The 12,574-nt window shown below is 44.2% G+C and carries 12 protein-coding genes and 1 pseudogene; 3 read left to right on the top strand and 10 right to left on the bottom strand.

What is annotated here, in order from left to right; translation table 11 throughout:
* The first annotated feature begins 29 nt into the window (after nucleotides 1-29).
* Nucleotides 30-902, top strand: coding sequence for a (2Fe-2S) ferredoxin domain-containing protein (locus tag V7K40_RS22140; RefSeq protein ID WP_334963448.1), 873 nt, complete (start codon nucleotides 30-32; stop codon nucleotides 900-902).
* A 13-nt stretch (nucleotides 903-915) separates the two neighbouring features.
* Here the strand turns inward: V7K40_RS22140 and V7K40_RS22145 are convergent, their stop codons facing one another.
* The 6 genes from V7K40_RS22145 to V7K40_RS22170 form a co-directional block, all read right to left on the bottom strand.
* Complete coding sequence (locus V7K40_RS22145) at nucleotides 916-1,074, bottom strand: type II toxin-antitoxin system RelE/ParE family toxin (protein ID WP_334963500.1); 159 nt, start codon at nucleotides 1,072-1,074, stop codon at nucleotides 916-918.
* A 192-nt stretch (nucleotides 1,075-1,266) separates the two neighbouring features.
* Nucleotides 1,267-4,020 carry a TonB-dependent siderophore receptor gene (locus V7K40_RS22150; protein ID WP_334963450.1) on the bottom strand — a complete coding sequence of 918 codons (2,754 nt, stop codon included), beginning with the start codon at nucleotides 4,018-4,020 and terminating at the stop codon, nucleotides 1,267-1,269.
* Nucleotides 4,021-4,191: 171 nt separating this feature from the next.
* The gene (locus V7K40_RS22155) at nucleotides 4,192-4,344 is read right to left on the bottom strand and encodes a hypothetical protein (protein WP_334963452.1); all 153 of its coding nucleotides are present in this window, start codon (nucleotides 4,342-4,344) and stop codon (nucleotides 4,192-4,194) included.
* Nucleotides 4,332-7,166 carry a TonB-dependent receptor gene (locus tag V7K40_RS22160; RefSeq protein WP_334963454.1) on the bottom strand — a complete coding sequence of 945 codons (2,835 nt, stop codon included), beginning with the start codon at nucleotides 7,164-7,166 and terminating at the stop codon, nucleotides 4,332-4,334. Before V7K40_RS22160 ends, V7K40_RS22155 begins: the two co-directional genes overlap by 13 nt.
* A 102-nt stretch (nucleotides 7,167-7,268) precedes the next feature.
* Nucleotides 7,269-8,294 (bottom strand): AraC family transcriptional regulator, encoded by a 1,026-nt coding sequence (locus V7K40_RS22165; protein WP_334963456.1) that lies wholly within the window; start codon nucleotides 8,292-8,294, stop codon nucleotides 7,269-7,271.
* 346 nt (nucleotides 8,295-8,640) lie between these two features.
* Complete coding sequence (locus V7K40_RS22170; protein WP_334963458.1) at nucleotides 8,641-9,030, bottom strand: hypothetical protein; 390 nt, start codon at nucleotides 9,028-9,030, stop codon at nucleotides 8,641-8,643.
* A gap of 142 nt (nucleotides 9,031-9,172) precedes the next feature.
* Here V7K40_RS22170 and V7K40_RS22175 point away from each other — a divergent pair, with 142 nt between their 5' ends.
* Entirely contained in the window at nucleotides 9,173-9,379 is a 207-nt protein-coding gene (locus V7K40_RS22175) for a hypothetical protein (RefSeq protein ID WP_334963460.1), read from the top strand.
* A gap of 121 nt (nucleotides 9,380-9,500) precedes the next feature.
* Here V7K40_RS22175 and V7K40_RS22180 read toward each other — a convergent pair whose 3' ends face one another.
* The 4 genes from V7K40_RS22180 to V7K40_RS22195 all read right to left on the bottom strand — a co-directional run bounded on the left by V7K40_RS22180 (nucleotide 9,501) and on the right by V7K40_RS22195 (nucleotide 12,063).
* The gene (locus tag V7K40_RS22180) at nucleotides 9,501-9,695 is read right to left on the bottom strand and encodes a PepSY-associated TM helix domain-containing protein (RefSeq protein WP_334963502.1); all 195 of its coding nucleotides are present in this window, start codon (nucleotides 9,693-9,695) and stop codon (nucleotides 9,501-9,503) included.
* 168 nt (nucleotides 9,696-9,863) lie between these two features.
* Nucleotides 9,864-10,766 (bottom strand): TonB-dependent siderophore receptor, encoded by a 903-nt coding sequence (locus tag V7K40_RS22185; protein ID WP_334963504.1) that lies wholly within the window; start codon nucleotides 10,764-10,766, stop codon nucleotides 9,864-9,866.
* Between the two features lie 6 nt (nucleotides 10,767-10,772).
* The gene (locus tag V7K40_RS22190; protein WP_334963462.1) at nucleotides 10,773-11,783 is read right to left on the bottom strand and encodes an AraC family transcriptional regulator; all 1,011 of its coding nucleotides are present in this window, start codon (nucleotides 11,781-11,783) and stop codon (nucleotides 10,773-10,775) included.
* Between the two features lie 82 nt (nucleotides 11,784-11,865).
* Nucleotides 11,866-12,063: a hypothetical protein gene (locus V7K40_RS22195; RefSeq protein ID WP_334963464.1), complete on the bottom strand. Its 198-nt coding sequence runs from the start codon at nucleotides 12,061-12,063 to the stop codon at nucleotides 11,866-11,868.
* A 312-nt stretch (nucleotides 12,064-12,375) separates the two neighbouring features.
* On the opposite strand from V7K40_RS22195, the pseudogene V7K40_RS22200 reads away from it, so the two are divergent.
* Nucleotides 12,376-12,574, top strand: a pseudogene (locus V7K40_RS22200) (hypothetical protein); the annotation flags it as partial.

The following is a 12,574-nucleotide window of genomic DNA, read 5'->3' on the forward strand; positions in this document are numbered from 1 at the left end:
TAGGGTGACTAATATAAGGAGAATATCTCATGTCTGAATTCAATTCTTGGGTAACACCATTAAATAAAGTTGTCACTGAGGCTTTATCTACAGAAGGGTCTATTGAATATGAATATTTTGATTGTGGGAGTGATATTTTGTCATCGCTACTTTACACTTTATTTCAGCAAAATTGGCAGCAGGTAGGGGTAGGGCATATTGTTCAAGGAGGTGTATTAGAATTAGAATTTAATGCTCCACCCAAAATTTGTATCCTCTATGATGGATATCTTACAGTAGTTACAGAAGGTTGGCATTTGCACCTGTGTATTGAGGCTAATTTAGGTGGTCCTCATTGTCAAACTCCTTTAGAATTAAGGCAACAACGTCAAGTAAATCGTGCTGCATTTTATCGACGATTTAATGCAGAAGGTATCCCGAGAAGTTGGGGAATCGATTTTTGGAATGGTGCAGATGAAAACCTGATGACTATTTTCTTACCGAATCCATATGTAGAAGGTGAGAATTTATTACCAGAAGGTAAGCCTAACTTATCAAAATTAGCTCTTTATGAGGAACTACGAGATATTTATGTATTGGGAAACAGACCTATACCGTTCACTAAAAATCCTTTGAAAAATTCTTATATTTCTGTTTGTACTTCAACTCGTTGTCTTCCTTCTCGCAAATGGCAACCTACATTTGATGCTTTAAAATCAGCAGTTGAAAAAGCAGGTGTGGAAGTGGAAGTGAGAACATCTGGTTGTCTAGAAGTTTGTCAATTAGGGCCAGTGGTATTTTATTCTGAGGACAGGACTTGGTACACTCGTGTTAATCCAAATGTTGCTGAAACTATTGTCAATGAACACTTGGTCAAAGGTAACAAAGTATCTGAACATATATATCCACCGGAGTCTGTTTAAGTTATAACTGCGGTTAAAAATCTTCGTCTAATTCGCCCAGTAAATCTGCCAAATCTCTTGCTCCATGAAATACCCGAAGAATCTCAACAGTAGTATCCTGAATGTGATATAAAATCAGGTAATCCTTAAAATCTTTGATGCGCCATTGCCTGTTTGACGCGATCGCCTCGATTGTATTTCGCTCAAAACCTCTAGGTTAGCCCTGCCTAAACCATTGGTACAAGCCTTTCGCTGAACCGAAATTCACACAAGGCTAACAGTAGATGGAATGCGATCGTTAAAACTGCCACGAAACTGTCTTTAGTACTGTAAACGGCGCGCCAGAAAACACATTGTTTCTATCATAGGCACGTGGAGGCTGACATCAAAACTCCCAAGAAATTGTTCCTTGAACTGTAAACGGTGCAGCCGGATTGGCTGCTCTTAAAAATGTGCCCTCGAAATATCTGACATCAAATAAATTCTTGAAGTTAATAGATGCTCTCAAGCGATCCCTTTTGTAGAAAACAGCCGCATCAGTGCGTACAAAACCAGGTATGGTGTAAGAGTTATCTAGATCTCCATAAGCTTCGCTGTTTGCAAAAATACCTCCACCAAAACCAAAACCTTCTAATGTTCCTGTTTGAAATGTATAAGTTGTCCACAATGAACCAGTATGTCGCGGTGTATTAGCGAGAGTATTTCCGACTGGATAGGTATTGTCTTCAGTGATTTCTGGATCAGTATAAGCGTATGAACCAATGACTTTCCAACCAGGTAAGATTTCTCCAGCAATATCAAATTCAATCCCACGAGCGCGTTGTTCGCCGACTTGAATTGAAAAGGTTCCGGTGGGATCGCTGGGATCGGCAGTTGTGACATTAGTTTTAGTAACTGTGTAGAAGGCTAAAGTAGAGGAAAGACGATTATTTAAAAAGTCTCCTTTGATGCCGACTTCGTATCCAGTTCCCCGTTCAGGCTCAAAAGCATTATCATTCTTATCGGTACCACTCACAGGATTAAACGAGCGACTATAGTTGGCAAACAGTGAAATTTCTTTTGTCGGTTGATAAACGACTCCTACACGGGGTGAAAACGCATCGCTATCTGTCTCTGTCGTTGAGAAGTTGAGGAAATCTTGTGTTTCACTGTGATAAGTATCAAACCTGCCACCAACAAGGAGTTTGAGATTGTCAAAAACAGTAATCTGATCTTGAAGATAAATTCCGAAAGTGTTGGTATTAGTTGTTGTATTTTGAAGCGTTTGATATGGACCATCATAAGAAAAGTTGTAGACAGGATTAAAAATATTAATCGACTGATCGGGTCCTGACTCGCCCTGATTGCGCTGATACAATCTACCAACTTCCACACCGAACAAAAGTGTATGCTTGACTGAGCCAGTATTGAATTTACCAGTTAAGTCATTCTGGAGAAAATAAGTTTCATAATACTGATTAAAGGGACCACTATTGATAAGATTAATAGTTCCGTTGTTACTGTTTGCAAAAATTGGCTGAATGACAAAACGATTATTTGTTTCCGATGCGGTCGTTACCCGAAAAGCAGTACGCAGCGATAAATTCTGATTAAACTCATGATTCAAAGTCAGGTAGGTTTTTGATTCATCTACAACAACTTGATTTCTCGGATCGCTGAGATAGCGGCTAATCGGAATATCTGCAATCTTATTGTCAATTACCGGTAGCCCACGATCTAGAGGATTTTCCGCGTGAAGATATTCACCTTCAAAAGTCAGGTTTGTGTTAGCACCAATTTTCCAATTCAGTACAGGAGCGATAAAAAATCTTTCTTTGTTAACAAAGTCGCGGAAACTTCCAGAATTTTCGTAGGCAACGTTGAGACGATAACCCAATTTTCCATCTTGGGTTAATGGACCGGAAAAATCTAAGGTGGGGCGATAAAAACTATAGCTCCCTGCGGTCAAATTTACATTGTAATAGGGATCAGCTAATGGCTTCTTGGTGACAAGATTGATGATACCCGAAGGTTCCAAGCGTCCAAACAACACCGAGGCTGGTCCTTTAAGAACTTCAACTCGCTCGATATTGGCGCTCTCTCGAAAGGCGCGACTAGAGTAGAAATCATCAAGGAAACCGTTTTTGTAAATGTTAGCAGCGAATCCCCGAATTGTGTAATCTTCTCCGCGATCGCCACTAGTGCCTGCGAGTGACACACCACTGACATTACGGACTGCTTCGGTTAGACGAACCGCACCTTGATCTTGAATCACTTCGCGGGGGATAATTTGAATTGACTGGGGAATGTCGCGTAGCGGAGTATCAGTTTTGGTTGCAGTTGATGCATCGGATGCATTGTATCCATCTTGCTCCCCTGTCACCACTAACTCAATAGGCTGATCACCAGTTGATGGTTGAGTTGGCTGTGTCTGATTTTCAGGCTGATTAGCTTGGGGTGTTTGGGGTGGCTGTTGTGGAGAAGTCGCCGTTGCTTGTAATGCTACCGCAAAAACCAGACCTGCATCATCATCATATAACTCAACTGTTGGCAAAGCCTTTTCACCCACGACCGTCACTCGCACAGTATTGGCATCAATATTCTGTGCTGTTATTTCAGTAATTCCCGCAAGTGGTTTTTCGGAACGAAATGTGAACGCCTCACCCGATGGTAAACGTAATTGCCCGCCAAATACATCGACAATAAAATCGCTGCCCGCACTGCGATTTGTGACTTGCAGTTGAGTACCAACAGGTGTCTCTAAAATCACCTCTACACCTTTGGCAGTCGGATTAGCTTTAACGGACGTTATTGGGATAACTTTTCCCCCAAGGTTCTCTTGGTTGCTTGGTGTTGGCGACTGTACGAGCATTTGGGCGCTAGTGCTAGGACGCTCAACTTCACTCAGTTGTCGAATCCTGCTAGAGGTTTGCTTTCTCGATCCTACTTTGTCTTGGGTAGGTATATTATGATTTACCTGTTTTATGAGTTTACGTAGGCGCAGCCCGCTGTAGGCATCGCCTTGATCGGCTACCCTTTGAGCTGATGTCGCTAAATTTTCCTGATTTTGTACTTCTTTTCCTTGGGCCCAAACAGGCCCAACGCCCAGCACCAGCAAATAACTAGCCACCAAACCTAGCCACTGCAACTGATTGATCATGACTCCCCACACCCAACAAGAATTTTTCTCAATAATTATAGAGGATACAGGTGAGTAGAAATCACACAAAGCACTTTTTGCAGCTAGAAGAACTTTTGATCAAATCATCGTGTAACACCGATGTTATCCGAATGAACATTTGGTGAAAGTGAATAAAGTTATCGAACACTGCTACTTACTAAATCCTGTTTGAGGCGATCGCCTCGACTGTATTTCGATCAAAACCTCTGGGTTAGCCCTGCCTAAACCATTGGTACAAGCCTTTGGCTGAACCGAAATTCGCACAAGGGTAACAGTAGATGGAGCGATCGTTAAAACTCCCACCGAATCGTTCCCTGCACCGTCAATGGGTCACCAGGGTAAACATTTACGCTGTTCACTGCCGACGCAAAATAGTCAACATCAAACAAGTTCTTGACATTTAGTGCAGCGCGGAATCGGTCGCGTTTGTAGAAGATGGCAGCATCAGTTGTGAAATAGCTAGGTAATTGAAATGTGTTGGCTAAATCCCCAAACCTCTCTCCCACAAAGAAGAATCCTAAGCCAAACCCCAAGCCTTGCAACGCACCTTGCTGAATTTCATAGCTCGTCCACAGGTTAAAGGCGTTTTTGGGGACATTGTTCAAGCGATTATCCACAGGAATCGTGTTGTCTTGTGTGGTGCGTGCGTCAGTGTAGGTATAGCCTGCAATAATGTTCCATCCCGGCAAGATTTCTCCGGCTAGACTCAGTTCAATGCCCCGGCTACGTTGTTCCCCTGTTTGGATGGAAAAACCTGATGGTATCCCAGGTCTATTGTCAGTTGTCAAGACATTCGAGCGCGTCAGGTCGAAGAAGGCAAGCGTCGTGGAGAGCCGATCATTCAAGTCCGCCTTGACCCCGACTTCGTACTGAGTGCCCCGTTCCGGTTGAAAGGCACTGCCTTCAAAGGTAGCTCCAGTGGCTGGGACAAATGCTCGACTATAGTTGACATAGAGCGAAATTGGCGCAATCGGCTGATAGACAATGCCTACACGCGGACTAAAGGCATTGTCAGAGACTTCTGGTGCTGTATTGCCTCGGATATTGGCGCTGTTCAATGTTTGGGTTTGGGAGCTACTGTTGAAGGTATCAAACCGCCCGCCTAGAAGCAGTTTCAAATTGTCAGCTAGCGTCACCTGGTCTTGAACATAAATGCCCAGTGCATCTGTTTTGCTGTAACTATCAGTGCTGTTGGTAAAAGCACCAATAGGGCGACCGTATACTGGGTTGAACAGGTCAATGGGAGCGGCTCGGTATGAAGTACTAAAGAACCCGCTTTCCTGTCTAGTGAGATTAAACCCTGTGACAAGTTGATGCCGAATGCTGCCTGTAGAAAATTGACCGACAACGTAAGTGTCAATGTTGAAGAATTGATTGAAATTGTCATCAAGCGTGGCAAAAGTTCTACTCAGAGTACGGTTGTCTGCTGCTAATGCACCGTTGGCAGTCAATCTCCCGATACGATCAACCTGCAAAAATCTGAAGGCGTTGCGGATTTGCCAGTTCTGACTAAAACGATGTTCCAGATCGTAGCCAACTCGAATGGCATAAGAATTGTCAAAGTCATCCGGTTCGACAAGGCTGCGGTTGCGCGGTATCTCTCCATTGAGATTTGACAACACCGTGCCTACGGCTGGCAAACCCTGCTGACCATTAGATTTTGGTCGAGCAAGATATTCAGCTTCTAAAGTCAACTTGGTGCGATCGCTAATCTGCCAGGTGAGGACAGGGGCAACAAAGTATTGCTGCTCATCATAGAAGTCAACGAAGCTTTCTGTGGTCAGAGCCGCCAGATTCAGCCGATACAATACGGTTTTGCTGTCATTAAGTGGACCACTCAGGTCAACCGCACCGCGATAAAAATCGTAGCTCCCCGCAGAGAACTCTACCGAGTAGAAAGGATCGCGCAGGGGTTGTTTGGTCACTAGATTGATCACCCCGCCGAGCGACCCTTGACCATACAGAACAGAGGCGGGACCCTTGAGTACGTCAATCCGCTCAATGTTAGCGACATTAAAACCAGCAGAAAAGTTAGAAGGGTCTCTCAACCCATTCCTCAAAATATCGTTGCTAGCACTAAAGCCTCGGAGCACAGGTACTGCAAACTGCCCACGGGTTGGTTGAGTAGTACCCTGTGCCACACCCGGTACGTTTCTCAAGGCTTCACTTAGGGTCGTTACTTGCTGGTCTTGCAGCACTTGCTGGGGTACTACTTGGATTGATTGGGGAATGTCGCGTAGCGGGGTATCAGTTTTAGTCGCACTTGAGGCATCAGGCACGCGGTATCCATCTTGCTCGCCTGTCACGACTAACTCAATCGGCTCATCACTAGTTGATGGTTGAGTTGGTTGTGTCTGGTTTTGGGGTGGCTGTGCTTGGGGTGGTTGGGATGGCTGTTGCGGTGGCTGTGTCGCCGTTGCTGTAGTTGCTACTGCAAAAACTAGCCCTGCATCATCATCGTATAACTCAACTGTTGGTAAAACCGCAACACCCACCACCGTCACTCGCACAGTATTGGCATCAATATTTGTAACTGTTATTTCAGTAATTCCCTCAATTGGTTTTTGAGAACGGAATGTAAAAGCATTGCCATCAGGTAAACGTAACTGCCCACCAGCTACATCTACAATAAAGTTATTACCCGTACTGCGATTTGTTACTTGTAGTTGAGTACCAACAGGTGTCTCTAAAATCACCTCTACACCTTTAGAAGTAGGATTAGCTTTCACAGACGTTATTGGTACAACTTCACCTCCAAGGTTTGAGGGGTTGCTTAGTGTTGGCGACTGCACGAGCATTTCGGCGCTAGTGCTAGGACGCTGAACTTCACTCAGTTGTCGAATCTTGCTTTGGGTTTGCTTTCTCGATCCTACTTTGTCTTGGGTAGCTATATTATGCACCTCTTTTAGAAGTTCGCGTAGGCGCAGCCTGCCTTCTCTACAAGACGTTTTGCGTAGCTTGCTTGGACAAAGTGGTACGGCATCGCCTCGATTTGCTACCCTTTGAGCCGATGTCGCTAAATTTTCCCGATTTTGTACTCCTTTTCCTTGGGCCCAAACAGGCCCAACGCCCAGCACCAGCAAATAACTAGCCACTAAACCTAGCCACTGCAACTGATTTATCATGACTCCCCACACCCAACAAGAATCTTCTCAATAAATAGAGAATACAGGTGAGTTGAAATCACAGAAAGTGCTTTTTACAGCTAGAAGAACTTTTTTTTAGCACTAGAGGAACTTTTTCCATTGCTTTTGATAAAGCTTGGGAGTCAGACCAAATTTCTTGCTAAAGGCTTTGGCAAAATAGCTGTGACCAAACCCCACGGCATTAGCCACTTCAGTCACTTTCATCTCTTTTGCTTCCAAAAGTTGACGCGCCTGTTCTAGCCGATAGTCATGCAGGTAACTAAACGCAGGTTTGCCAAACACTTGACGAAATCCTTCTTTAAGTGTGCGGCTATTTAATTCCACCTGTTGCGCCAGTTCCATTAAGGTTGGAGGATTATCCAATCGTTGCAACAGCAATTCTCTGGCACGGTAAATTCTGTCTGCAACATCTGGCTTCAAGGAGTGAGCATTCTTGTTGCTATTCCTGATTTCAAGTTCCTGCTCAATGACCAGCGCCATTAACTCCAGCACTTTGCTCTCCAGATACAGCCGCTTGTTTAAGCCCTGGTGGGGACAGTGGAGAATCTGCCGTAAGGCAATTTGCATTGCAGGAGTAATCGTTCCAGCACGGGCGTAATATTCCTGAGTCGTCTGTCGAATTAGATGCTTTAGATTCAGTTGTAGTTCTCCGAATGGATCTCCAGTAAAGGAGCAAAATAACTTTGGGTCAATTTCGATATTAACCCCTTGAGAGTAGTGTTTTGCAGACCACTCACCGATCTCTTGGGGTGCCATTCCGCTGCCACAAAAAAAGTATTGCCCAGCAGAGTAGTGTCCAGCCCCTGCGATCGTGAAACGCTCCTCATGAGTGCTTCGCAGTTCTTTGGTTCCTGAAAGGAAGAAGGTAAATTCTAAACCATGCTCTCGCTCTGTGACTCTGGCTATCAAATCATCGTGCAACTGAATGTTACCAATCATGATTCCCAACCCTTCTCGCAGTTGGATGATTCGGCACTGCCCGTTGCCCAGTCGGGAAGGATACTGCCAAAGCACATCTAATGGATCGAATGGATCGAAAGGACGCTTGGTATGTTCTGTCTCCAACAATTCTTCTAAGTAAGAAGTTCCTGAAATGGTGAGGGTCATGGTGAGAGTTGGGTTTAGTTAGGTAGATTCTCAATCTCATCTGCTGCCTGATTTGCTTAGATGAGAATAATTTCTATCTTTATAGAATCGCCTGACTGGAGTATGAAAGGCAAGGGCGATCGCTATCAATGCTTGCTTCACCTATAACTCAGCTGCAAAATCCCCGACTTCTTTAAGAAGTCGGGGATCTGACCACTGCTAACCCCTTAGAAATAATGAGACAGACTACTAGGCATAAAACATAAAAACTGTATAGCGATCGCATTTATCGCATTTTAGCAATTAGTGCGTAGGCGTAGCCCGTCGTAGACATCGCTCAATGCACACATCAAATTGTCACTAAAAATTAGCTTGACGCATCAGGAGCAGCTAAGTGCGGGGTATGATCGATATTAGTTTGACGCGCAGTACGCTTGCGCTCGCTTTTACGAGTCCCTCCAGCCATTTGATATTCATGACTATTGTTACCAAACTTATGAGCAACGCCAAGCAAAATTTGCTGAGAATAGTCTGCTAAATCTTTTTCTTTTTCAGTGATTTGAGTTAATAAGACATCAATAGTAGAAAGGATAGTATTGTAGGTTTCCAGAGATTGACTGAGGTCTGCAATTCTATCAGTATAATCTTTAACTGTTAAACCTACTCCGACATCTAGCGTTGGACTAATGGATTTTACACAGGCTAGACGCATCTGAGCCTTACTGAGAACACCTGAATTGCGTTTTTGTCTTGCCATAATTGATACTCATTTCTTCAAATTTTCATAACTCTATAGTGGACAATTGTTTCCCAGATTGTCATACGTAAAATTATTGATTTATGTAAAAGAAATAACTTGTATTTTTTGAAACAACCGTTAAGGCAGAAGTTACTTCCGGGTGCGCGAAACACGGTTTCGTCACGGCAGAAGTTACTTCCAAGACAACAGAAGTTGCTTCCAACTGCGCCAAACACGGTTTCGTCACGGCAGAAGTTACTTCCAAGACGACAGAAGTTGCTTCCGGCTACGCAAAACACGGTTTCGTCACGGCAGAAGTTACTTCCAAGACGACAGAAGTTGCTTCCGGCTGCACGAAACACAATAGTCTTCTCTTGGCACAAGTGTTTAGAGACTTGAATACTCAGATCCCCAACTTTTTCAAAAAGTCGGGGATCTAGCACCTGAGCATTTTATATTTAATTTAATTGATTTACGTAACAGCAATGTTAACTTAAAGTTTGTGTAGTTTGCACAGAGCGATTTTTCCCTTTGTAGCGATACCACCAGATGACAAAGCCAGTAACAGATAAAACCAAAGGGGCAAGTCTAACAAATACGTAGAAAATCCGAGATGGTAGTCCCCAGAATGTACCAAAGTGTAGGGGACGAAAAGAATTGAGGATGCGATCGCCCAATAACATCTTCAAATAACTATCAACTCGCAAAACCTTGCCACTGTATTGGTCAAGATTTTGATCGCCTCGACTGTATTTCGATCAAAACCTCTGGGTTAGCCCTGCCTAAACCATTGGTACAAGCCTTTCGCTGACCCGAAATTTGCACAAAGGCAACAGTAGATGGAATGATCCTTAAAATTGCCACGAAACTGTCCCTAGTACTGTAAGCGGCGCGCCAGGAAACACACCGTATCTACTATTGGAACTTTCAAAATAATTCACATCAAACAAGTTCTTGATATTCAGCCCGACTCGCCAATTGTCACGGCGGTAATAAATGACTGCATCGGTTCGCACATAGCTGGGTAGTGTAAACGTATTGGGTAAGTCTCCCTGGCGATCGCCAACAAAAAACAATCCACCGCCAAATCCAAAACCTTTCCAACTTCCAGTTTGAATTTCATAGGTTGTCCATAAAGAAGCACTGTTTCGGGGAACACTAATCGGCTGATCTCCCTTGTAGGCTGGTCTAGTATCTTCAGTAATTTCCGGATCAATATAGGTATAACTGGCAATGATATTCCAACCTGGCAAGATTTGTCCGGCGACATCAAACTCAATGCCCCGGCTGCGTTGTTCACCCACCTGGAGGCTAAATCGCGGATTGTTTGGATCGGTTACAACAATGTTTTGTTTCGTAAGTTGGTAAGCAGCCAGTGTTGCTGCAAGTCTACCATCCAGAAATTCACTCTTCACCCCAACTTCAAATTGTTCACCAATAGTAGGCTCAAATGGTTTGCTATCTCCGTTTCTGGAGGATGCACGAGCGGGTTGGAAAGATCGGCTATAACTGGCATATAAAGAAATTGGCGCTATAGGTTGATAAACTACTCCCACACGAGGACTGAAGGCGCTATTTTCCTGATCGAGTGAAACACCATTTATCCTGTCCTTTTGGGAGGCAGCCGCAATATCAAAGCGTCCGCCTAGCAAAATTTTTACCTTGTCTCCGATTGAGATGAAATCTTGAGCATAGACACCAAGCAAGTCTTGATGCCGTCTCTCTGCAAAGTCTTTTGTTGCACCACGTCGAATGGAAGGTTAGTTATAGTTCGGGTTAAATATATCGATGGGTGGCCGTCGGTAGCAACCAGGGTAGCAACCAAACTTTTTGCGGAATGCTCTTGCCAGATATCCCGGATCTGCAAACCCGATCGCTTCAGCAACCTCTGCAACTTTCATTTCGCCCGTTGTTAGAAGCTGCCGCGCTTGTTCTAGTCGATAGTCATGCAAATAGCTAAACGCACTTTTGGCAAACACTTGCTGAAAACCTCGCTTGAGCGTGCAGTCATTTAGTCCTACCTGCCGCGCCAGTTCTGTCAGGGAAGGAGGATTGTCCAGCCGATTCAGCAACAGTTCTTTAGCATAATGGATGCGGTCTACATCCTCCGGTTTCAATTGCCAAATTGGATCTGGCAAATCTTGCTTTGCTTTTACCTGTTCTAGCAGCAATGCCGTCAGTTCCCAGATTTTACCTTCCAGGTACATCTTCTGTGTCATATCTTGATAGGGACACTGCAATATCTGCTGCAAAGCAACCTGCATCGCTGCTGTAGTTGTTCCGATGTCAAGCGATCGCTCCTCATCTGGTGGTTTCACAAGATGCTCAAAAGCAGCAGGCAATTGCCCGGATGCATCGCCCACAAACGAATATAACAGTTGAGGCATCATATCAACTCTAATCCAAAACCCTTGCCCAACGGCTGGCAAATGAGCAACTTCGCTCTGTGACATACCCTTGCCCCACAGAACGTATTGTCTAGAGTTAATAACATTATTGTTGAGCCGAAACCTCTCTGAACTTAAGCAAAAGCCATAGTGTAACCAAGAATCAGATTGTGAATAATCGGCGATTGTATAGTCATGGCGCAATTGCCAATTATGGATGAACAAATTTAGACCTTGCCGCAATTCAAAGAACTCCGCAATCCCCCGACCAACCAATTCAGGAATCTTCCAACGTGTGACAAAGCCATCCGATATCGCAGGGTCTTTTTCTTGGGATGCTGCAACTATCTCCCTAAAACCTGCTTGAGAATAAATAACTGTCATAGCTGCTTAGAGTAAGTCTGGCAAAGTTGGCAAATATTATACTAAATTGCCAGCAGCAAATGATAAATATATCCATTAAACCTCAACTCAGATAGCGATGCTTACGGCTGGCTACGCCTACGCCTAACGATTTTAGTTCGGTGATCGCATTTGTTATTATGGCGAACTCATTTGCTATTTCGGCGATCGCATTTGTTATTATGGCGAACGCATTTGTAATTTTGGCAGTTGCATTTGCTATTATGGCGTCACCGAATAGCCCGTCGTAGACATCGCTCATACAGCTACACATACAGCAGATTGCAACTTAGTGAGATACAGATCATTGTAGGGGCACAACATGTTGCGCCCCTACCCATGTACTTCATTTACCTGCAATACGCTGTAATTACACAAGTATATGAATTAACGTTGACTTGTGTGCGATCGCCAGTTGGAGATTTGAGTCTGAGGCGCTCAAATGCATGATTAATTAGAAGATGCAAACATTGGGTTGCAAACGTGCGTAGGCGTAGCCCGTCGTAGACATCGCCTAAATCAATAACTAGCAACTTGGATTAGATACTATTATTGCTTTTTGTAAAAAAATAACTTGTGTCTTTCTGAAACAAATGTCAAGACAGAAGTTGCTTCTGGCTGCGCGAAACACGGTTTCGTCGCGGCAGAAGTTACTTCCAAGACGACAGAAGTTGCTTTTGGCTGCGCGAAACACGGTTTCGTCGCGGCAGAAGTTACTTCCAAGACGACAGAAGTTGCTTTTGGCTGCGCGAAACACGGTTTCGTCGCGGCAG

The organism is Nostoc sp. (assembly GCF_036917195.1).
Classification (GTDB): Bacteria; Cyanobacteriota; Cyanobacteriia; order Cyanobacteriales; family Nostocaceae; genus Nostoc.

What these genes read in the sequence shown, in the direction of transcription:
- V7K40_RS22140 (WP_334963448.1), top strand. Translation starts at nt 30, where the DNA reads ATGTCTGAATTCAATTCTTGGGTAACACCATTAAATAAAGTTGTCACT.
- V7K40_RS22150 (WP_334963450.1), bottom strand. Translation starts at nt 4,020, where the DNA reads ATGATCAATCAGTTGCAGTGGCTAGGTTTGGTGGCTAGTTATTTGCTG.
- V7K40_RS22160 (WP_334963454.1), bottom strand. Translation starts at nt 7,166, where the DNA reads ATGATAAATCAGTTGCAGTGGCTAGGTTTAGTGGCTAGTTATTTGCTG.
- V7K40_RS22165 (WP_334963456.1), bottom strand. Translation starts at nt 8,294, where the DNA reads ATGACCCTCACCATTTCAGGAACTTCTTACTTAGAAGAATTGTTGGAG.
- V7K40_RS22170 (WP_334963458.1), bottom strand. Translation starts at nt 9,030, where the DNA reads ATGGCAAGACAAAAACGCAATTCAGGTGTTCTCAGTAAGGCTCAGATG.
- V7K40_RS22180 (WP_334963502.1), bottom strand. Translation starts at nt 9,695, where the DNA reads ATGTTATTGGGCGATCGCATCCTCAATTCTTTTCGTCCCCTACACTTT.
- V7K40_RS22190 (WP_334963462.1), bottom strand. Translation starts at nt 11,783, where the DNA reads ATGACAGTTATTTATTCTCAAGCAGGTTTTAGGGAGATAGTTGCAGCA.
- V7K40_RS22195 (WP_334963464.1), bottom strand. Translation starts at nt 12,063, where the DNA reads ATGAGCGATGTCTACGACGGGCTATTCGGTGACGCCATAATAGCAAAT.